Source organism: Ferrovibrio sp. GW821-FHT12B10 (genome assembly GCF_058807515.1).
In genome coordinates this window covers 680,575-699,769 of the sequence record NZ_JBXAQT010000001.1, presented here as the reverse complement: position 1 = coordinate 699,769, position 19,195 = coordinate 680,575, and the positions used below count along the sequence as shown (strand labels likewise).

Genomic DNA, 19,195 nt, shown 5'->3' with positions numbered 1-19,195 from the left:
GGGATTATGAATATCTTGGGCAAACTCGGCATCTCCATGGCCGTTCTTGTGGCCGGCGGCCTGTCGGTCGGACCGGTCGCGGCGCAGAAGCTGCAGGGCGTGACGAAGACGGAAGTCATCATCGGCACGCATACCGATCTGTCGGGCGTGGCGGCGGCCTTCGGCGTGCATTCTTCCAATGCCGCGCGCATGCGTTTCGATGAGGTGAATGCCCAGGGCGGCATCCATGGCCGCAAGATCCGCTACATCATTGAGGACAGCCAGTATCAGGTGCCGCGCGCCGTGCAGGCGGCGAACAAGCTGATCAACCGTGACAAGGTCTTCCTGATGCTGCTTGGCGCCGGCACGCCGATGAACAATGCGGTTATGCCCGACCAGCTCAAGGCCGGCATCCCCAACTTCTTCCCCTTAAGTTGGGCCAAGCAGCTCTACGAGCCGCTGCATCCGATGAAATGGGCGGCGGGTGCGTCCTATTACGCCCAGATGCGCGGCGCGGTGAAATACTTCGTCGAGAAGCAGGGCAAGAAGAATGTCTGCGCGCTCTACCAGGATACCGATTACGGTAAGGAGGTTTTCGAGGGTGTGCGCGACCAGTTGGCGGCGATGAACGTCAAGCTGACCGATTCCACCACGCACAAGCCGGCCGATACCGATTTCTCGGCGCAGATCACCAAGCTGCGGGCTTCGGGTTGCGACCTGGTGGCGTTGGGCGCGATCGTGCGCGACGGCATCCTGCCCTATACCACGGCGCGCAAGATGGGCTGGAATGTCGACATGGTGGGGACGATCGCCACTTTCGACCTGAATGTTTCCAGCGCGCCGGGCGGCGCGACCGAGGGGTTGTATGTCATGACCCAGATCGAGGCGCCGTATCGTGATTCTGCCAATCCGGCGATCCGCAACTGGATCGAGAACTATCGCAACAAATACAATACCGACCCCAACCCGGCGGCGCAGTTCTCCTATGTCTCGGCTGACCTGATCGTCATGGGGCTGGACCGCGCCGGCAAGGACCTCACCACCGAGAGCTTCCTCAAGGCGATGGAATCGATCCAGGGCTATACCGACATCTTCGGCGGCCCGGTGATGACTTTCGGGCCGAATAAACATCACGGCAGCGATGCGGTCTTCATGGTGCAAGTGAAGAACGGCCGCTGGAGCCGGGTGACGGAGCCGCTCTCCTTCTGACCGCATCCTGAGACGTGCATTCCGCGGCCCGGCATGGCACAACCAGCCGGGCCGCTTCTTTTTTGCCAAAGTCCGCTCTCATGTCCGTGCTGCCGTATAAACAGGTTTCCGACACGCCGCTCGGCATTGTTTACATGCTGATGGCGGTGTCGCTGTTCGGCTGTATGGACACGCTGGTGAAGTGGCTGGGTGCGAGTTACCCCACCGTGCAGATCATGTTCTTCCGCAGCCTCTGCGCCTTTCCGCCGATCCTGGTCATGGTGTTGCGCAGCCCCGGCGGCTTTGCCCTGCTGCGCACCACGCAGTTGATGGGGCATGGCGCGCGCTCGATGCTCGGCCTGGCCGCCATGCTCTGCTTCTTCTTTTCCTACACGTTGATGCCGCTGGCCGATGTGACGGCGATTTCCTTCGCCGGGCCGATCTTCATCGCTTGCCTGTCGGTCTGGCTGCTGGGCGAGAAGGTGGGGCTGCATCGCTGGTCGGCTATTATTGTCGGCTTCATTGGCATGCTCGTGATCGTCAGGCCGGGCGCCGGCATGCTGGAGAGCGGCGCGCTGATCGTGGTGCTGGCGACCTTTTTCTACGCGCTGGCGATGATCCAGATCAGAAAGCTCAGCCGCTCCGAGCCCGCCGCCAGCATCGCCTTCTGGTTCACCGCTTTCTGCACGCTGTTCACCAGTCTGGCGCTGCCGTTCTTCTGGGTGACGCCGGCCTGGAGCGACCTGCCGCTGCTGATCGGCGTCGGCTTGATCGGCGGCGCGGCGCAGTTTTGCATGTCGCGCGGCTACAGCCTGGCGCCGGCCTCGGTGGCCGCGCCCTTCGACTACACGCATCTGATCTGGTCGGTGCTGTTTGGCTGGTATATCTGGGGCGACTTCCCCGATCTGCAGACCTGGATCGGCTGCGCCATCGTGATCGCCAGCGGGCTCTACATCCTGTGGCGCGAGACGGTGCAGCGCGCACCGGTGCCACAGGTGATTACGGAATAGGGAGATTGTCGGGAGAGCCGCGCGCTGGTCGGAGCGAGAGGATTCGAACCTCCGGCCCCTAGCTCCCGAAGCTAGTGCTCTACCAGGCTGAGCTACGCTCCGACCGGCGCGGGCCGACTGTATAGCGCCTGCGGCAGGCCCCCGCAAGGCGCGTCCCGGGTATTCCGGAGGGAAAAGCAGCCGGCCCGAAAGCCTTGGCCGTCCAGTGGCTTAAAGGATGGCTTAAAGCGCCCGTTCGACAGCGAAATCGACCGCTTCGCCGAGCGCATCGCGCATCGGTCCGGGGCTGAACACCTGCAGCGCCTGACGTGCCTTTTGGGCATAGGCACGCGCCCGGGCCATGGTTTCCTCGATCGCGCTGTGGCGGTCCAGATATCGGAGCGCTTGGGCGAAATCCTCCGGCACCTGTTCCTCGGGCCGCTCGATCACGCGGCGCCAGAAGGTCTTCTCGGCCTCATTGCCCTTGGCGATGGCGAGCAGGATCGGCAGCGTGATTTTGCCCTCGCGGAAGTCGTCGCCGGTGTTCTTGCCCAGCGTCTCGCCATCGGAGGCATAGTCCAGCGCATCGTCCACCAGTTGGAAGGCGATGCCGAGGTTATGGCCGAAGTCATCCATGGCCTGGGCTTCCGCCTGCGGGCGGTCGGCGATCACGGCGCCCACGCGGCAGGCCGCCGCGAACAGCGCGGCCGTCTTGGCCTTGATCACCTTGAGATAATCGGCTTCCGCCGAAGTCGTGTCGTTGGCGATGACCAGCTGCAGCACTTCGCCTTCGGCGATCTCGGAGGATGCACCAGCCAGGATGCGCAGAACTTCCAGCGAGCCGGTCTCGACCATCAGCTGGAAGGCGCGGGTGAACAGGAAGTCGCCGACCAGCACCGAGGGCTGGTTGCCCCACAGCACATTGGCAGTGGCGTTGCCGCGCCGGCGGTCGCTCTCGTCGACCACATCGTCATGCAGCAGCGTGGCGGTATGGATGAACTCGACGCAGGTGGCCAGCAGCACGTCATGCTTGCCCTCGTAGCCGCAGAGCCGGGCCGAGCCGAGCGTCAGCAGGGGGCGGATTCTTTTGCCGCCGGCGGCGATCAGGTGGCTCGCCAGCTCCGGGATCAGGGTGACATCGCTGGCCATGCGCGCGATGATCTCGCGGTTCACGGCGTCCATGTCGGCTGCCACCAGGGCGCGCAACGGCTCGATGCTGGGCTTGCGGCCCGGCTCGGTTACGCTCTGGATCTGTTTGGAGGCAGTCTGCACGGCGGCCTGGCCCGTATTGTGTATGGTCGTCTGGCTGGAGCATAGTGGGCTGGACCACCCGGTCAAGCGCTGCTCCTACCCAAGTTTCCGTTTCATATCAAATGCCTGATAGCGATCACACCTGCGATGACCTGCTTGGCGGTCTGATCCGCCTGACCCAGCCGCGCGAGGGCCAGCGCGCCAGCGCCGACGCCGTGATGCTGGCTGCCGCCGTGACTGCCAAGTCCGGCCAGCGCGTGCTGGAGCTCGGTTGTGGCTCGGGCGTGGGCATGCTCTGCCTCGCCGCCCGTGTCCCCGGGGTCGCTGTCACCGGGATCGAACTGCAGCCCGACCTGGTGGCGCTTTGTGCGCAGAACATTGTCGACAACGGCATGGCCGACCGCCTCACCGTACAGGCTGGCGACATCCGCCAGCCACTGGCCGGACTGGAGGCCGGCAGCTTCGATCAGGTTTTCGCCAACCCGCCATACTTTGATGCGGCCCGTCATCGCGCCTCGCCCCATGCCGGTCGGGCCACCGCGCGCAGCGAGGGCGAGGAGGCTGATCTGGGCCACTGGATCGCCGCTCTGCTGCGCTATGCCAGGCCGGGCGGCAGCCTCACCCTGATCCACAAGGCCGACCGCCTGGCGGATCTGCTCGGCGGGCTGAACGGCAAGGCCGGGTCGATTCGGGTGATTCCGCTCATGTCCCGGGCCGGCCAGCCGGCCAAGCGGGTGATCCTGCGGGCCGTGAAGGGCAGCAAGGCGCCGCTGATGCTGGAGGCCGGGGTGGTTTTGCACCAGCCCGATGGACAATATCTGCCCGAGATCGAGGCGGTCCTGCGCACCGGGGTGGCCTTTCCGGTCTGAGGCGGCTTGATCTGAGGGTGCCCGGGCCTTGCGGCGGGATGGCCAAAGGTCGCAGAATCCGCCCATGTTGAAATATCTGCTGCTGATTCTGGTGATTGCCGGCGTTTGGTACGGCTGGCGCTACGTCAATCGTAAGCCCGCCGAGAAGTCGGTTGTCACGCCCCCGCCGACCCCGGCGCCGCCCGCCCCGCCGCCGGCTGCCGCCACGGCGCAGGATTTGAAGCCTTGCCCGGTCTGCGGAACGTACACGGCGGGCCCTACCTGCGGCCGTCCGGAGTGCCGTCCGGCTTAAGTCTAAAGCCCTCAATGGCTTGATTCTCCGGGCTCCGCTGGCTATGGTCCGCGCGTTTTTCGGCCACCCCTAAACGCACGTCAGGCGAGAGCGCAAAGGACTTAACGATGGCGCCCACCAACGCCGCGGCTTCGTCGTTCCAGGACCTGATCCTTACGTTGCAAACCTATTGGGCACGTCAGGGCTGCGTCCTGCTGCAGCCTTACGACATGGAAGTGGGCGCCGGCACCTTCCATCCTGCCACCACGCTGCGCGCCCTTGGCCCCGAGCCCTGGAATGCCGCCTATGTGCAGCCTTCGCGCCGTCCCAAGGATGGCCGCTATGGCGAGAACCCGAACCGCCTGCAGCATTACTATCAGTTTCAGGTGATCCTGAAGCCGAGCCCGCCGAATGTGCTGGAGCTCTATCTCGGTTCGCTCGCTGCGCTGGGCATCGATTCCAAGCGCCATGACATCCGTTTCGTCGAGGACGACTGGGAAAGCCCCACGCTGGGCGCCTGGGGTCTGGGCTGGGAAGTCTGGTGCGACGGCATGGAGGTAACGCAGTTCACCTATTTCCAGCAGGTTGGCGGCTATGACTGCTCGCCCGTCTCGGCCGAGATCACCTATGGCCTCGAGCGCCTCGCCATGTACGTGCAGGGCAAGGACAACGTCTACGACCTCGACTTCAACGGCAAGGGCGTGAAATACGGCGAGGTCTTCCATCAGGCCGAACGCGAATTCTCTGCCTACAATTTCGAGCATGCCGACACCGAGCAGCTATTCCGCCGTTTCGCCGATGTCGAAAAGGAATGCAATGCATTGATCGAGAAGGGTCTGGCCCTGCCGGCCTATGATCAGTGCATGAAGGCCAGTCATACCTTCAACCTGCTGGACGCGCGCGGCGTCATCAGCGTGACTGAGCGCGCCGCTTATATCGGCCGTGTACGCGCGTTGGCCAAGGCCTGTTGCACCCAGTGGCTGCGGTCGCGTGGCCATCTGCCCTCTGAAGAGAAGGTGGGGGGAGCATAAATGCTCGGCGAACTCCTGCTTGAAATCCATTCGGAAGAAATTCCCGCGCGCATGCAGCAGCGTGCGGCCGAAGACCTGCAGCGTCTGGTCACCGAAAACCTGAAAAAGGCCGGTCTGACGTTTGAGGCATCCGAGGCTTATGTCACGCCGCGCCGTCTGGCATTGGTGGTGAAGGGCCTGCCGCGCATGCAGGCTGATGTGAAGGAAGAAAAGAAGGGTCCTCGCGTCGGTTCCCCCGACGCTGCTGTGCAGGGCTTCCTGCGTGGCGCCGGACTGACCTCGCTCGATCAGTGCGAAAAGCGCGACACCGGCAAGGGTGAATTCTGGTTTGCCATCGTGGAAAAGCCGGGCGAGGCCACGAAGGACGCGCTGAAGCGCATCCTGCCGGACTCTCTCGCGGCGCTGCCCTGGCCGAAGTCGATGCGCTGGAGCGATCACGATCTGCGCTGGGTGCGTCCGCTGCATTCGATCATCGCACTGTTCGAAGGCGAGACCGTGCCGTTTGTGTTCGGGCATCTCACTGCCGGCGACAGCACCAGCGGTCATCGCTTTCAGGCGCCGGAACGCTTCGCCGTGCGCGACGCCAGCGATTATCTGCGCCGCCTGCGCGCCGCCTATGTCGAGCCGGATTTCGCCGCACGTCGTGCGGCTGTGCTGAAGGACGCCGCTTTCGCCGCCTCGGCCGAAGGGCTGACACTGGTTGATGATCCGGGCCTGGCCGACGAGGTTACCGGCCTGGTCGAGCAGCCGGTGGTGCTGCTGGGCCGCATTCCACAGCAGTTCATGGACGTGCCGCGCGAGGTGCTGACCACCACGATGCGTTCGCACCAGAAGTATTTCGCGCTCAATACCAAGGACGGCGCGCTGGCGCCGCGCTTCGTCATCGTCGCCAATACGCTGACCGATGATGGCGGCAAACAGGTGATCGCCGGCAACGAGCGCGTGCTGAATGCGCGCCTGTCGGACGCCAAGTTCTTCTGGGACCAGGATCGCAAGGCGACGCTGGAAAGCCGCCTGCCGGCGCTGAAGGACATCGTCTTCCATGCCAAGCTGGGCACCGTGGCGCAGAAGGTCGAGCGCGTCGAACGCCTGGCCTACGAGATCGCCGGCGGCATCGAAGGCGCCGATGCGAAACAGGCGCGCCGCGCGGCCAAACTGGCCAAGGGCGATCTGGTTTCCGGCCTGGTGGGTGAATTCCCCGAGCTGCAGGGCGTCATGGGGCGTTATTACGCCCTGAATGACGGCGAGCCCGCGGCCGTGGCTGATGCCATCGCGCAGCATTATTCGCCGCAGGGTCCGAATGACCGCTGCCCGACCGATCCGGTCGCCATGGCTGTGGCGCTGGCCGACAAGATCGACGTGCTCGCCGGCTTCTTCGCCATCGACGAGAAGCCGACCGGCTCGAAAGACCCCTTCGCGCTGCGTCGTGCGGCGCTGGGCGTGATTCGTATCATCCTGGAAAACCGCCTGGCCCTGCCGCTGAGGGCGCTGTTCCGCTCGGCGCTGTCGCTGCAGATCGTGCAGGCCGGCAGCGATCGCAATCCGGCCGAAGAGCTGATGCAGTTCTTCGTCGATCGCCTGAAGGTTTACCTGCGCGAGCAGGGCGTGCGTCACGACCTGGTCGCCGCGGTCTTCGCCAAGGGCGGGGATGATGACCTGGTGCGCGTGTTGAACAAGGTGGAAGCGCTCCGCGGCTTCCTGTCACAGGAAGATGGCGGCAACCTGCTGGTTGCTTATCGCCGGGCGAATAACATTGTGCGCGCCGAAATGAAAAAGACCCCGGATCTGAAGCTGGGTGAGGTCGACGGAGGCCTGATCGCGCTGGATGAAGAGCGGGTGCTGGTTGCCGCCTTGGGCGAGCTGGGCCGCGAGGTCTCCGGAAAGACACAGGATGAAGCGGATTTCCGCCATTATCTTGCCACACTTGCGCGGCTTCGTGCCCCGGTCGACGTTTTCTTTGAAAAAGTCACCGTGAATGCCGATGACACCGCCGTGCGTCGCAATCGTTTGAGTTTGCTCTCCGCCGTAGCCGGAAGCATGGATCGTATCGCCGACTTCTCCCAGATCGAAGGGTAACAGACCGATGGCCAAGCCCAAGCCGAAGAAGAAGACTGCCACCAAGGCCAAGAAGGCTGCCAAGCCGGCCGCCCGTTCAAAAGCAAAGAGCGCGGCGAAGGTGAAGACCAAGGCAAAGGCCCGCAAGGCCGTGCCGAAGAAGGTCGTGAAGAAAACGGTCAAGAAGAAGATTGCCGTGAAGAAGGCCGCCGCGCCGCAGAAGGGCAAGCTGGTTTATTCGTTCGGTGACGGCAAGGCCGAAGGCCGCGCCGACATGAAGAACCTGCTGGGTGGCAAGGGCGCAAACCTGGCCGAGATGTCGAATATCGGCCTGCCGGTTCCTCCGGGCCTCACCATCACCACCGAGGTCTGCACGGCCTATTACAAGAACGGCAAGCAGTATCCCAAGGAGCTGAAGGGCCAAGTCGATGCCGCTTTGGCCAAGGTGGAAAAACTGGCCGGCGCCAAGTTCGGCGACGCCAAGAAGCCGCTGCTGGTTTCGGTGCGCTCGGGCGCGCGCGCCTCGATGCCGGGTATGATGGACACGGTGCTGAATCTGGGCCTCAACGACGTCACCGTCGAAGGTCTGGCCAAGCTCTCGGGCAACGAGCGTTTCGCCTGGGACAGCTATCGCCGCTTCATCCAGATGTATTCCAACGTCGTTCTCGATGTCGGCCACGAGCATTTCGAAGAACTGCTCGAACTGCACAAGGAAGAGCATGGCCTCACGCTCGACACCGAACTGAAGGCCGAGGACTGGAAGCAGCTCGTCACCGCCTACAAGCAGAAGGTACAGCAGGAACTGGGCAAGCCTTTCCCGCAGGATGTGCGCGACCAGCTCTGGGGCGCCATCGGTGCCGTCTTCTCCAGCTGGATGAACCAGCGCGCCATTACCTATCGCAGCCTGAACAACATTCCGGCCTCCTGGGGCACGGCGGTGAACGTGCAGGCGATGGTGTTCGGCAACATGGGTGATACGTCGTGCACCGGCGTCGCCTTCACCCGTGACCCGTCGACGGGCGAGAAGATCTATTACGGCGAATACCTGATCAATGCGCAGGGCGAGGACGTCGTTGCCGGCATCCGCACCCCGCAGCAGCTTACGAAAGAGTCGCGCCTGAAGGTGGGCAACGAGATGCCCTCCATGCAGGAGACCATGCCGGCCACCTTCAAGCAGTTGGTCGACGTCTTCGTGAAGCTGGAAAAGCACTACCGCGACATGCAGGACATCGAGTTCACGGTCCAGCAGGGCAAGCTGTGGATGCTGCAGACCCGTTCGGGCAAGCGCACCGCCAAGGCCGCGATCAAGATCGCCGTCGACATGGTGAAGGAAAAGCTGATCAGCCAGGCCGAAGCCATCGAGCGCGTTGAGCCCTCGTCGCTGGACCAGCTGCTGCATCCCACGCCCGATCCGAAGGCCGAGCGCAAGGTGATCGCCAAGGGGCTGGCCGCTTCGCCCGGCGCGGCCTCGGGCAAGGCCGTGTTCCTGGCCGATGAGGCCGAACAGTGGGCCGCCAAGGGCGAAGCCGTCATCCTCGTGCGCGTCGAAACCTCGCCGGAAGACATCCATGGCATGCATGCCGCCAAGGGCATTCTGACCGCGCGCGGCGGCACCACCAGTCACGCCGCCGTCGTGGCGCGCGGCATGGGCCGTCCCTGCGTCTCGGGCGCCGGCGGCATCCGCATCGATTACGCTGCCGGCCGTATGACGGCGGGCGATGTTGTCGTCAATAAGGGCGACGTCATCACCATCGACGGTTCGACCGGCGAAGTGATCCTTGGCGTCATGCCGATGATCGAGCCGCAGCTCTCGGGTGATTTCGGCCTGCTGATGGGCTGGGCCGACAAGCTGCGCAAGCTGAAGGTCCGCACCAATGCCGAGACCCCGGCCGACGCCGAGACCGCCGTGCGCTTCGGCTGCGAAGGCATCGGCCTGTGCCGCACCGAGCATATGTTCTTCGATGCCGACCGCATCACTGCGGTGCGCGAGATGATCCTCTCGCCGGCCGTCGAGGGTCGCAAGAAGGCGCTGGCCAAGATCCTGCCGATGCAGCGCGACGACTTCATCCAGCTGTTCAAGATCATGGCCGGCCGCCCGGTCACGATCCGCCTGCTCGATCCGCCGCTGCATGAATTCCTGCCCAAGAGCGACGCCGATTTCGACGCCGTCGCCCGCGGCACCGGCCTCAGCGTCGATGCGCTGAAGGAGCGCAAGAAGGCGCTGGAAGAGACCAACCCGATGCTCGGCCATCGCGGCTGCCGCCTCGGCATCAGCTATCCGGAAATCTACGAGATGCAGGCGCGCGCCATCTTCGAGGCGGCCGTGCAGGTGTCCAAGGCTGGCGGCAAGCCGGTCGAGCCGGAAGTGATGATCCCGCTGGTCGCCACCAAGGCCGAAATGGACTTCCTGAAGATCCGCGTCGACGCCGTCGCCGCCGCCGTCTTCAAGGAGCAGGGCAAGAAGGTGAAGTATCTGGTCGGCACCATGATCGAGCTGCCGCGTGCGGCTCTGCGTGCGGCCGACATCGCCGAGACGGCGGAGTTCTTCTCCTTCGGCACCAACGACCTGACCCAGACCACGCTGGGCATCAGCCGCGATGACTCGGCGCTGTTCATGGACGACTACCTGAAAGCCGGCATCTTCGAGCGCGATCCCTTCGTCACCATCGACCAGAATGGCGTGGGCGAGCTTGTGCGGATGGCCGCCGAGCGCGGCCGCAGCACCCGCAAGGACATCAAGCTGGGCATCTGCGGCGAGCATGGCGGCGATCCGTCCTCGGTCCGCTTCTGCCACAATGCCGGCCTGGACTACGTGTCCTGCTCGCCCTATCGCGTGCCGATCGCCCGCCTGGCGGCGGCGCAGGCCGCGATTTCCGAGGAAAAGGCCAGCGAGGCCTAATCAACACGTAACGTGCCCGTGAAGTAACATTTGCCGGGCGGGATGAACGGGTAAAAGAAACGGCGCCGGGTTCACCGGCGCCGTTTTCCGTCAAAATTCCGAGGGCACCATGGCCGGCGAGCCGATCAACTTCCTGGATTCCAGCGCGTTCAACCGCAGTCACTTTGCCGCTGTCCTGCAAATGAATACAGAGTGTGCCCTCTGGGCTCTGGAAGAGGCCGCTTCGGAGCCGACAGCCATGACGCGCATCCGTCGCATCATGCAGCAGCTTCACCCCCTCAGCATCGCCTGCGGCCATATGCGTGTCGCTGCGATTTGCCAGGCCATCTGCCAGCTCATCGAGGGTGCGGCGGCTGATCTGCCGCAGGCCGTGCTTGCCGAACTGAAAGCCCTGCGCCGCATTGTCGTCGCTGCCCTGCAGGACAATGCCGGCGCCACGCTCTGCGCGGCCTAATTCTTTCGCCTATTGGATCGTGATGCGCGGCATGCGGCTGGCCGCCGCGTCGCGGTCGATTTTTTCCGCCACCTTCGCCGCAATCGCGCGATAGGCCTTCGCTTCCTCGCTGTCCGGCATCGAGGCCACGATCGGTGTGCCGCCATCGCTGGTTTCGCGGATTTCGATCTTCAGCGGCAGTTCGCCCAGGAAGTCGCAGCCCAGCTCCTCGGCTGTCCTGCGCGCGCCACCATGAGCGAAGATGTCGCTGCGATGGCCGCAGTTCGGGCAGCAGAAGTAGCTCATATTCTCAACGATGCCCAACACGGGCACGTCGACGCGGCGGAACATGTTCAGACCCTTGCGCGCGTCCAGCAGTGCAATGTCCTGCGGGGTCGAGACGATCACCGCGCCGGCCAGCGGCACGCGCTGCGCCATGGTCAACTGGGCGTCGCCGGTGCCCGGCGGCATGTCCACCACCAGTATGTCCAGCTCGCCCCATTCCACGTCGCGCAGCATCTGTTCCAGCGCGCTCATCACCATCGGGCCGCGCCAGATCATCGGCGTGTCTTCCGGCACCAGGAAGCCCATCGACATGCAGGGAATGCCCCAGCCCTGCAGGGGATGCAGGCGCTTGCCGTCGGGCGAGTTCGGCTTGCCGGTGATGCCCATCATGCGCGGCAGGGATGGGCCGTAGATATCGGCATCCAGCAGTCCGACCTTCTTGCCGGTCTGCGCCAGCGCCAGCGCCAGGTTGACGGCGGTGGTGGACTTGCCCACGCCGCCCTTGCCCGAGGCGACGGCAATGATCGATTTGATGCCCGGGATGGCCGGCCGGGCGCTCACTTCCGGTTTACCGCCAGCGGGCGCCTTGGCCGGACCATGGCTGTGGCCGGCATGGTCATGCCCGGCATGGCTGTGGGCGGCAGGTTGTGCCGCGCCGCCACCTTTGCCCCGGGTTTCGGCGGTCAGAACCACGGTGGCCGAGGTGACGCCGGGCAGCGCGGCGACCGCCTGTTCGGCCGCCTTGCGCAGCGGTTCCTTGCGTGGACCCTCCTGGGCGGGCACTTCCAGCACGAAACCGACATTCCCGCCCTTGATGACCAGACCGGTCACCATGCCGAGATCGACCACATTCTTGCCATGATCGGTGTCTACCACATCGCGCAGTGCGCCTAGGATCTGCGCTTCTGTCAGCCCGGTCATGCTTGAAATCCCTGTAAACGTTCCAATATTCTTGATCAGCGGCTGGCAGTGCCAAGCTTGCGCCAAGTGATTGATATATCGCGGGGGCGGGGGCAGGGCAATTCACCGGTCAAACAGGCAGGCAAAAGGCGGGCTGGGCACTCTGACCCCGGCAGGCGGTCTGATACACTCACGGGCGCATAAGCCCGGTAACAAGCCCCAAATCGCGAGACGGTTTCGGCAAAGAAGGACAGTGGGATGCCCTGGAGCAATCAAGGTGGTGGCGGCGGTTGGCAAGGCGGAGGCGGCGGTGGTCGCGGGCCTTGGGGCCAGGGTCCCCGTGGGAATGGTCCCAATGGCGGCGGCGGTGGTGGTGGCTTCGGCGGCCCCAATCCCCCCAGTCTTGAAGATATTCTCCGCAAGGGGCAGGACCGCTTCCGCGGCATGCTGCCCGGCGGCGACGTTTCCGGTCGCGGCATCCTGCTGCTGATCCTGGTGGCCGTGGCCATCTGGCTCGGCACTGGCTTCTACCGCGTCGATACCGACGAACAGGGCGTGGTGCTGCGCTTCGGCAAGGTGCATGCCGTGACGGAGCCGGGCCTGCGCTATCGCCTGCCCTGGCCGGTCGACAGCGTGCTGACGCCGAAGGTGACGTCGGTGAACCGTGAAGAGATCGGTTTCCGCAGCCTGGGCGATTCTCCCACCCGCGGCGCGCAGCAGCGCGACGTGCCGGAGGAAAGCCTGATGCTGACCGGCGATGAAAACATCGTTGACATCGACTTTACCGTGCTATGGCAGGTGAAGGATGCCGGCCAGTACCTGTTCAACGTGGTCGATCCCTCGCGCACCATCAAGCAGGTGGCGGAAAGCGCCATCCGCGAAGTGGTCGGCAAGAACAACATCCAGTTCATCCTCACTGAAGGCCGCACCAAGATCGCCGACGACACCCGTCGCGTGATGCAGGCGGTGCTGGACGGCTATGGCGCCGGCGTGGTGGTCACCCAGGTGGCCCTGCAGCGCACCGAGCCGCCGTCGTCGGTGCTGGATGCCTTCCGCGACGTGCAGTCGGCCCAGGCCGACCGCGAGCGGACGCAGAACGAGGCGGAAGCCTACCGCAATGACATCGTGCCGCGCGCCCGCGGCGAGGTGCAGCGTCTGCTGCAGCAGGCAGAAGCCTACAAGCAGGAGACCATCGCCAACGCGCAGGGCGATGCCAGCCGCTTCACCCAGGTCTACAACGAATATCGCCTGGCCAAGGACGTCACCACCAAGCGCATGTACCTGGAAACCATGGAACAGATCATGCGCGGCACCAACAAGGTGATCGTCGACGGCCATGGCAACGGCAGCGGCGTCGTGCCGTATCTGCCGCTGCCTGAGCTGCAGAAGAAGGCGGCGCCCGCGGCGCAGCCGCAGCGCTGAGGAGATACCCAGATGAACCGCTCTCTCCTCACCATCATCGTCATCGTCGTCGTTGCGGCCGGTTTCCTGCTGCGCGGCGCGCTCTTCACCGTGCATCAGGCCCAGCAGGCGCTGGTGGTGCAGTTCGGCGATCCGCGCCGGGTCATCACCGAGCCGGGCCTGAATGTGAAAATCCCGCTGATCCAAGATGTCGTTTACTTCGATAAGCGCATCCTCGGCCTTGATGCGCAGCCTGAGGAAATCCTCACCAGCGACCAGCGCCGCCTCGTGGTGGACAGCTTCGTGCGCTACAAGATCGTCAATCCGTTGCTGTTCTATCAGACCGTCCGCAACGAACTCGGCCTGCGCGGCCGTCTTGCGCCCTCGGTGGCCAACGCCTTCCGCGGCGCCTTTGGCCGTCTGGATGCCGCCAGCGTGATCTCGGGCGATCGTCCGCAGGCCATGCAGCAGGTGACCAACACGCTGCAGGAAGACTCCCGCCGTCTGGGCATCGAGCTGGTCGACGTGCGCATCAAGCGCGCTGACTTCCCCGATACCATCAGCCAGGCGATCTTCCGCCGCATGCAGACCGAACGTCAGCGCGAGGCCAACGAACAGCGCGCCACCGGCTTCGAGCTGGCGGAGCGCATTCGCGCCGAGGCTGAGCGTCAGCGCACGATTCTGATTGCCGACGCGCGTCGCAAGTCGGAAATCCTGCGTGGTGAAGGCGATGCCGAGCGCACCAAGATTTTCGCCGAGGCGGCCAACAAGGACCCGGAGTTCTATAACTTCTACCGGTCGCTGCAGGCCTATACCAAGGTGTTGACGCCGGCTGACACCACCATGGTGCTGTCGCCGGATTCGGAGTTCTTCCGGTATTTCGAGAATCCGACCGGCACGCCGCGTCGGGCGCCCCAGCGTTAAGTGTTGCATGATCGCGGCGGCGGGTCCGTTCGCGAGGAGGTTGCCATGAATGCCATTCTGCCGACGTCCCTGTTACGTCCGGTGTTGCGACCGGTCCTGAATCGGGTGCTGGCCGCCGGTCTGGCGGTCAGCGTCGTCTTCGGTTCCGCCCTGAGCCCGGCTCTGGCGCGCGCGCCGGAAGGCGACTTCGCCGATCTGGCCGAGAAACTGCTGCCGGCGGTGGTCAATATCTCGACCACGCAGACGGTGCAGAATCGCGGCGGCATGCCGGAAGGCCTGCCGCAGTTCCCGCCGGGCTCGCCGTTCGAGGACTTCTTCAAGGAGTTCTTCGAGCGCCAGCAGCGCGGCGAGGGCAACCGTCCGCCGCGCCAGGTTTCGTCGCTGGGTTCGGGCTTCATTGTCGATGCCCGCGGCTATGTGGTGACCAACAACCACGTGATCGCCGATGCCGATCAGGTGCGCGTCATCCTGCACGACAACACCGAACTGGAAGCCAAGATCGTCGGCCGCGATCCGGAAGTGGATATCGCCGTGCTGAAGGTCGAGCCCAAGGGCCGCACGCTGACCGCCGTCAACTGGGGTGACTCGGAAAAGATCCGCGTCGGCCAGTGGACGCTGGCGATCGGCAATCCCTTCGGCCTGGGTGGCACCGTCACCGCCGGCATCATCTCGGCGCGTGGCCGCGACATCAACGCTGGCCGCTACGATGACTTCATCCAGACCGATGCCTCGATCAACAAGGGCAACTCCGGTGGCCCGCTGTTCGACAAGGACGGCAATGTCATCGGCATCAACACCGCGATCTTCTCGCAGTCGGGCGGCTCGATCGGCATCGGCTTCGCCGTGCCGGCCAATCTCGCCCGCCCGGTGGCGCAGCAGCTGATCGAATTCGGCCGCACCAAGCGCGGCTGGCTCGGCGTGCAGATCCAGTCCGTCACCGACGAGATGGTCGAGGCGCTCGGCCTGCAGCAGGCGCGCGGCGCCCTGGTCGCCAAGGTGGTGCCCGGCGGTCCGGCCCAGAAGGCCGGTATTGATTCAGGCGACGTGATTGTCGGCTTCGACGGCAAGACGATTGCCAGCACCAATGCGCTGACCCGCAGCGTCGCCGAAACGCCGGTGGGCAAGGCGGTGAATGTGGAGTTCATCCGCAAGGGCAAGAAGCAGACGGTGAAGGCGACCCTGGGCGAGTTGGAGGCCGCGCTGGCTTCGGCCAAGCAGGAAAGCACCCAGAAGCAGGATACCGCCCGCGGCAAGCCTGGCCGCAATGAGACCGATCTGGCCGATCTGGGCGTACGGGTTTCGGCCCTCAACAAGGAACTGCGCCAGAAGCACGACATCAAGGATGACGTGAAGGGCGTGGTGATCACCGATGTTGAACCTGATGGCCCGGCCGCCAAGCGCGACGTGCGTGTCGGCGACGTGATCATCGAGATGGCGCAGTCGGAAATCCGCAACACCGACGACGCGGTCGAGATGCTCAAGGCGCTCAAGGACGCCAAGCGCAAGGTGGCGCTGTTGCAGATCCAGCGCGGCGGCGAGCCGCGTTTCGTACCCGTGCCGCTCAAGTCGTAAAAGTTTGCGATCCCAATAAAAAAGGCCGGCTTTTTAGCCGGCCTTTTTCGTTTCGTACCCGTGGCGGATCAGTCGATCTCGCGGGCGTTCTGGACCACCTTGCCGACAAGGCCGTATTCCACGGCCTGCTCGGCGCTCATCCAGTAGTCGCGGTCGGTGTCCTTCTCCACGCGCTCCAGCGTCTGGCCGGTCTCGCGGGCGAAGATTTCATTCAGCCGCTTGCGCATGCGGATGATTTCCTTCGCCTGGATGGCCACGTCGGCCGCCGTGCCGCCGGCGCCGCCGGACGGCTGGTGCAGCAGGAAGCGGGTGTTGGGCAGCGCGAAGCGGTTTTCCTTCTTGGCGGCGGCATAGATGAGTGCGCCGGCCGAGGCGACCCAGCCGGTGCCGACCACGCGCACATCGGGCTTCACGAACTTGATCATGTCATAGATCGTGTCGCCGGACTCGACATGGCCGCCCTGGCTGTTGATGTAAATGGTGATCGGTTCGTCGCCGGCCGACTGCAGGGCCAGCAGGCGGGCCGACACTTCCTTGGCCAGCTTCTGATCGATGCCGCCGAAGATCAGGATGGTGCGCGCCTTGAATAGGCGCTCCTCGATGGCCGGGGTCTTGTCGCGGACCTTTTCCTTGTCGCTCTCGCCGTTCTTTTCCGGCTCGTCATCATCCATGCGGGTAATGCGGTTCAGCATGCTGCAAAATGCTCCTGTAAAAGGCCGTCCAGTCTCTTGGACCCAGTATCTTTGCGGCCGGGGCGGGGTGCAAGGCTCAGGCCGGGGCTACTCCCGCCTGCCGCTAGGCAAAAGCCCGGCTTTTCCGTTAGGCTTTACCGATCTAGGTGTTGGCCAGACAGGCTCTTTAAGAAAGGTCTCCCCATGCTGAAAGGCAAGTCCGCCGTCGTCACCGGCTCCACCAGCGGCATCGGTCTGGGCATCGCCCGCGCGCTGGCCGCCCAGGGCGCCAATATCATGCTGAACGGCTTTGGCGATGCTGCCGAGATCGAAAAGCTCCGCGCCGGCCTGGCGTCCGAATTCGGTGTCAAGGTGGTCTATGACGGCGCCGACATGAGCAAGGGCGAGGCGATCACCGCCTTCATCAAGAAGGCTGAGGCCGCGTTCGGCGGCATCGACATCCTGGTGAACAATGCCGGCATCCAGTTCGTCTCGCCGGTGGACGAGTTCCCCGAGGCGAAATGGGAGGCGATCCAGAGCATCAACCTGTCGTCCAGCTACCACACCATCAAGGCGGCGCTGCCCGGCATGAAGAAGAAGGGCTGGGGCCGCATCGTCAACATCGCGTCCGCCCATGGCCTGGTGGCCTCGCCCTTCAAGTCGGCCTATGTGGCGGCCAAGCATGGCCAGGTCGGCCTGACCAAGTCGGTGGCGCTGGAAGTGGCCGAGGCCGGCATCACGGTGAATGCGATCTGCCCGGGCTATGTGCGCACGCCGCTGGTGGAAAACCAGATCGCCGACCAGGCCAAGGTGCATAAGATGTCGCAGGAGCAGGTGATCCGCGAGGTGATCCTCGCCGCCCAGCCGACCAAGAAATTCGTCGAGGTGGAAGAGGTGGCAGCGCTCGCCGTCTTCCTGTGCAGCGACGGCGCCAAGTCGATCACCGGCACGTCGATCGCCATCGATGGCGGCTGGACGGCGCGCTGAGTGCTGTTCAATACCAAACCAAAAGTGTCATGGCCGGGCTTGACCCGGCCATCCACGCATTCACAAATGAAGGCAGCGCGCACTTTTCTTTGGCTGTTTGGTCTATTTTTAGTGTTGCAATCGGCGATGGCTGTCGCCCAGTGTCACCCCCCTGAGGCTCAGGTAACATTGGTCGGGCGTGTGGCGGAACTGGGATTCCCAGGCCCTCCGAATTATGCGAGCAGCAAAAATGGGGACCGCTTGGAGACCTATTGGTTCCTGGTTTTGGATCAACCGATATGCGCCAAGCTGGAAGTCGATCGAGATGACAATCTCGGCCAACGCGCAGATCGCATAAAAGTCATGCAGCTATTGATCACCGAGGCGACCTTGCTCACGCAATTTCGCGAGGTTGTAGGCCTGCGAGTTGTGGTCGGCGGTCAAGTTTATGAGGCGGAAACCGGCCATCATCGGACGATAGTTTTGCTGTATCGACCGCAATTACAGCAGGTTCTTCAGTAAAGCGTGGATGGCCGGATCAAGTCCGGCCATGGCGCAAGGGGGCGTATCAGCCCCGCCCGAAGATCTCGTCGGCGCGATAGCCCTGCAGGTACAGCAGCGCGGTCAGGTCGCCGTGGCGGATATTGATCTTGGCGGCAGCCTGCACCGCCGGCTTGGCGTGATAGGCCACGCCCATCCCTGACGCGCCCAGCATGGCGAGATCGTTGGCGCCGTCGCCGACCGTGATGCAGTCGGCTTCCGAGATGCCCCGCGCCCTGGCGACGCGCTGCAGCGCCTCCAGCTTGGCTTCCTTGCCCAGGATCGGCTCACGCACGGTGCCGGCGATCTGCTCGTTCTCGATGACGAGGTGATTGGCCTGCTGCTCGTCGAAGCCGAGCTGCTCGGCGATCGGCTGGGTGTAATAGTCGAAGCCGCCCGAAACCAGCGCCGTGTGCACGCCGTGCTGCTTCAGCGTGTTGAGCAGCACCTGCGCGCCGGGCATCAGCTTGATGCGGAGGGCGGCATCATTCAGCAGCGTAGCCGGCTGGCCCTTCAGCAGTTGCACGCGCTCGCGCAACGCGGCGAAGAAATCGAGTTCGCCGTTCATGGCGCGACGGGTGATGTCGGCCACCTTCTCGCCGATATCGGCCAGGAAGGCGATCTCGTCCAGCATCTCGTTGCGGATGATGGTCGACTCCATGTCGGCCACCAGCGCCTTCTTGCGGCGATTGGGTTCGGCCTTCAGCACCACCACATCCACCGGGGCGTTGCGCAGCGCCACTTTGGCCACCTTTTCTGCCTCGGCGGCCTGAACGCCGTCGAAGGGGATGTCGCAGGCGATGCCCTGATCCAGCCAGTCGACCGGGCCGACCTTGCCGCGAGCCAGCGCCAGCGCGTCGCGCACGGCATTCACGGTGCGCGCCGTCAGGACGGCGTTATGGGGAGCGGCGATCAGGGTGAGAATGTTTTGCATCCGCCTGTTCTAGGGCTGTAGAAGGGGCGGCGCAACC

17 protein-coding genes and 1 tRNA gene are annotated in these 19,195 nt (G+C 64.3%); 13 read left to right on the top strand and 5 right to left on the bottom strand.

Annotated elements, in window-relative coordinates:
• Positions 1–6: 6 nt before the first annotated feature.
• Positions 7–1,188 carry an ABC transporter substrate-binding protein gene (locus tag AC1RRT_RS03625; protein ID WP_493012338.1) on the top strand — a complete coding sequence of 394 codons (1,182 nt, stop codon included), beginning with the start codon at positions 7–9 and terminating at the stop codon, positions 1,186–1,188.
• An 80-nt stretch (positions 1,189–1,268) separates the two neighbouring features.
• The gene (locus AC1RRT_RS03620; RefSeq protein ID WP_493012337.1) at positions 1,269–2,177 is read left to right on the top strand and encodes a DMT family transporter; all 909 of its coding nucleotides are present in this window, start codon (positions 1,269–1,271) and stop codon (positions 2,175–2,177) included.
• Positions 2,178–2,202: 25 nt separating this feature from the next.
• On the opposite strand, the gene AC1RRT_RS03615 is transcribed toward AC1RRT_RS03620, so the two are convergent.
• Positions 2,203–2,279, bottom strand: a tRNA-Pro gene (locus AC1RRT_RS03615).
• 120 nt (positions 2,280–2,399) lie between these two features.
• Positions 2,400–3,338 carry a polyprenyl synthetase family protein gene (locus AC1RRT_RS03610; protein WP_493015127.1) on the bottom strand — a complete coding sequence of 313 codons (939 nt, stop codon included), beginning with the start codon at positions 3,336–3,338 and terminating at the stop codon, positions 2,400–2,402.
• A 191-nt stretch (positions 3,339–3,529) separates the two neighbouring features.
• On the opposite strand from AC1RRT_RS03610, the gene AC1RRT_RS03605 reads away from it, so the two are divergent.
• The 6 genes from AC1RRT_RS03605 to AC1RRT_RS03580 all read left to right on the top strand — a co-directional run bounded on the left by AC1RRT_RS03605 (position 3,530) and on the right by AC1RRT_RS03580 (position 10,986).
• Positions 3,530–4,276, top strand: a complete 747-nt coding sequence (locus AC1RRT_RS03605; RefSeq protein ID WP_493012336.1) for a tRNA1(Val) (adenine(37)-N6)-methyltransferase — start codon at positions 3,530–3,532, stop codon at positions 4,274–4,276.
• Between the two features lie 64 nt (positions 4,277–4,340).
• Entirely contained in the window at positions 4,341–4,568 is a 228-nt protein-coding gene (locus tag AC1RRT_RS03600) for a hypothetical protein (RefSeq protein ID WP_493012335.1), read from the top strand.
• Positions 4,569–4,675: 107 nt separating this feature from the next.
• The gene (locus AC1RRT_RS03595) at positions 4,676–5,578 is read left to right on the top strand and encodes a glycine--tRNA ligase subunit alpha (protein WP_493012334.1); all 903 of its coding nucleotides are present in this window, start codon (positions 4,676–4,678) and stop codon (positions 5,576–5,578) included.
• Positions 5,579–7,654 carry a glycine--tRNA ligase subunit beta gene (gene glyS / locus AC1RRT_RS03590; protein WP_493012333.1) on the top strand — a complete coding sequence of 692 codons (2,076 nt, stop codon included), beginning with the start codon at positions 5,579–5,581 and terminating at the stop codon, positions 7,652–7,654.
• A gap of 7 nt (positions 7,655–7,661) precedes the next feature.
• Entirely contained in the window at positions 7,662–10,532 is a 2,871-nt protein-coding gene (gene ppdK, locus AC1RRT_RS03585; RefSeq protein ID WP_493012332.1) for a pyruvate, phosphate dikinase, read from the top strand.
• A 238-nt stretch (positions 10,533–10,770) separates the two neighbouring features.
• Positions 10,771–10,986: a hypothetical protein gene (locus AC1RRT_RS03580; RefSeq protein WP_493012331.1), complete on the top strand. Its 216-nt coding sequence runs from the start codon at positions 10,771–10,773 to the stop codon at positions 10,984–10,986.
• A gap of 9 nt (positions 10,987–10,995) precedes the next feature.
• Here the strand turns inward: AC1RRT_RS03580 and apbC are convergent, their stop codons facing one another.
• Positions 10,996–12,171 (bottom strand): iron-sulfur cluster carrier protein ApbC, encoded by a 1,176-nt coding sequence (apbC, locus tag AC1RRT_RS03575; RefSeq protein WP_493012330.1) that lies wholly within the window; start codon positions 12,169–12,171, stop codon positions 10,996–10,998.
• 237 nt (positions 12,172–12,408) lie between these two features.
• On the opposite strand from apbC, the gene hflK reads away from it, so the two are divergent.
• Genes hflK through AC1RRT_RS03560 form a run of 3 tightly spaced genes read left to right on the top strand, consistent with a single transcriptional unit; the run spans position 12,409 to position 16,047 of the window.
• The gene (gene hflK, locus AC1RRT_RS03570) at positions 12,409–13,572 is read left to right on the top strand and encodes an FtsH protease activity modulator HflK (protein WP_493012329.1); all 1,164 of its coding nucleotides are present in this window, start codon (positions 12,409–12,411) and stop codon (positions 13,570–13,572) included.
• Between the two features lie 12 nt (positions 13,573–13,584).
• On the top strand, positions 13,585–14,475 hold the full coding sequence (hflC, locus tag AC1RRT_RS03565; protein WP_493012328.1) for a protease modulator HflC: 891 nt from the start codon (positions 13,585–13,587) through the stop codon (positions 14,473–14,475).
• A gap of 45 nt (positions 14,476–14,520) precedes the next feature.
• A complete protein-coding gene (locus AC1RRT_RS03560) occupies positions 14,521–16,047 on the top strand; it encodes a DegQ family serine endoprotease (RefSeq protein WP_493012327.1) in 1,527 nt (508 codons plus the stop codon).
• Positions 16,048–16,115: 68 nt separating this feature from the next.
• On the opposite strand, the gene AC1RRT_RS03555 is transcribed toward AC1RRT_RS03560, so the two are convergent.
• Complete coding sequence (locus AC1RRT_RS03555) at positions 16,116–16,739, bottom strand: ATP-dependent Clp protease proteolytic subunit (RefSeq protein ID WP_493012326.1); 624 nt, start codon at positions 16,737–16,739, stop codon at positions 16,116–16,118.
• A gap of 183 nt (positions 16,740–16,922) precedes the next feature.
• Between AC1RRT_RS03555 and AC1RRT_RS03550 the strand changes: the two genes are divergently transcribed.
• The gene (locus AC1RRT_RS03550) at positions 16,923–17,705 is read left to right on the top strand and encodes a 3-hydroxybutyrate dehydrogenase (RefSeq protein WP_493012325.1); all 783 of its coding nucleotides are present in this window, start codon (positions 16,923–16,925) and stop codon (positions 17,703–17,705) included.
• On the top strand, positions 17,706–18,206 hold the full coding sequence (locus tag AC1RRT_RS03545) for a DUF4431 domain-containing protein (protein ID WP_493012324.1): 501 nt from the start codon (positions 17,706–17,708) through the stop codon (positions 18,204–18,206).
• A gap of 46 nt (positions 18,207–18,252) precedes the next feature.
• Here the strand turns inward: AC1RRT_RS03545 and serB are convergent, their stop codons facing one another.
• Entirely contained in the window at positions 18,253–19,158 is a 906-nt protein-coding gene (gene serB / locus AC1RRT_RS03540) for a phosphoserine phosphatase SerB (protein ID WP_493012323.1), read from the bottom strand.
• Positions 19,159–19,195: the final 37 nt, after the last annotated feature.

Bases quoted from the DNA above. Each gene is read 5' to 3' on its own strand.
- AC1RRT_RS03610 (WP_493015127.1), bottom strand. From the start codon at position 3,338: ATGGACGCCGTGAACCGCGAGATCATCGCGCGCATGGCCAGCGATGTC.
- AC1RRT_RS03625 (WP_493012338.1), top strand. From the start codon at position 7: ATGAATATCTTGGGCAAACTCGGCATCTCCATGGCCGTTCTTGTGGCC.
- glyS (WP_493012333.1), top strand. From the start codon at position 5,579: ATGCTCGGCGAACTCCTGCTTGAAATCCATTCGGAAGAAATTCCCGCG.
- AC1RRT_RS03620 (WP_493012337.1), top strand. From the start codon at position 1,269: ATGTCCGTGCTGCCGTATAAACAGGTTTCCGACACGCCGCTCGGCATT.
- serB (WP_493012323.1), bottom strand. From the start codon at position 19,158: ATGCAAAACATTCTCACCCTGATCGCCGCTCCCCATAACGCCGTCCTG.
- AC1RRT_RS03555 (WP_493012326.1), bottom strand. From the start codon at position 16,739: ATGCTGAACCGCATTACCCGCATGGATGATGACGAGCCGGAAAAGAAC.
- hflK (WP_493012329.1), top strand. From the start codon at position 12,409: ATGCCCTGGAGCAATCAAGGTGGTGGCGGCGGTTGGCAAGGCGGAGGC.
- apbC (WP_493012330.1), bottom strand. From the start codon at position 12,171: ATGACCGGGCTGACAGAAGCGCAGATCCTAGGCGCACTGCGCGATGTG.
- AC1RRT_RS03580 (WP_493012331.1), top strand. From the start codon at position 10,771: ATGACGCGCATCCGTCGCATCATGCAGCAGCTTCACCCCCTCAGCATC.
- AC1RRT_RS03550 (WP_493012325.1), top strand. From the start codon at position 16,923: ATGCTGAAAGGCAAGTCCGCCGTCGTCACCGGCTCCACCAGCGGCATC.
- AC1RRT_RS03560 (WP_493012327.1), top strand. From the start codon at position 14,521: ATGAATGCCATTCTGCCGACGTCCCTGTTACGTCCGGTGTTGCGACCG.
- AC1RRT_RS03605 (WP_493012336.1), top strand. From the start codon at position 3,530: ATGCCTGATAGCGATCACACCTGCGATGACCTGCTTGGCGGTCTGATC.
- ppdK (WP_493012332.1), top strand. From the start codon at position 7,662: ATGGCCAAGCCCAAGCCGAAGAAGAAGACTGCCACCAAGGCCAAGAAG.
- AC1RRT_RS03600 (WP_493012335.1), top strand. From the start codon at position 4,341: ATGTTGAAATATCTGCTGCTGATTCTGGTGATTGCCGGCGTTTGGTAC.
- hflC (WP_493012328.1), top strand. From the start codon at position 13,585: ATGAACCGCTCTCTCCTCACCATCATCGTCATCGTCGTCGTTGCGGCC.
- AC1RRT_RS03595 (WP_493012334.1), top strand. From the start codon at position 4,676: ATGGCGCCCACCAACGCCGCGGCTTCGTCGTTCCAGGACCTGATCCTT.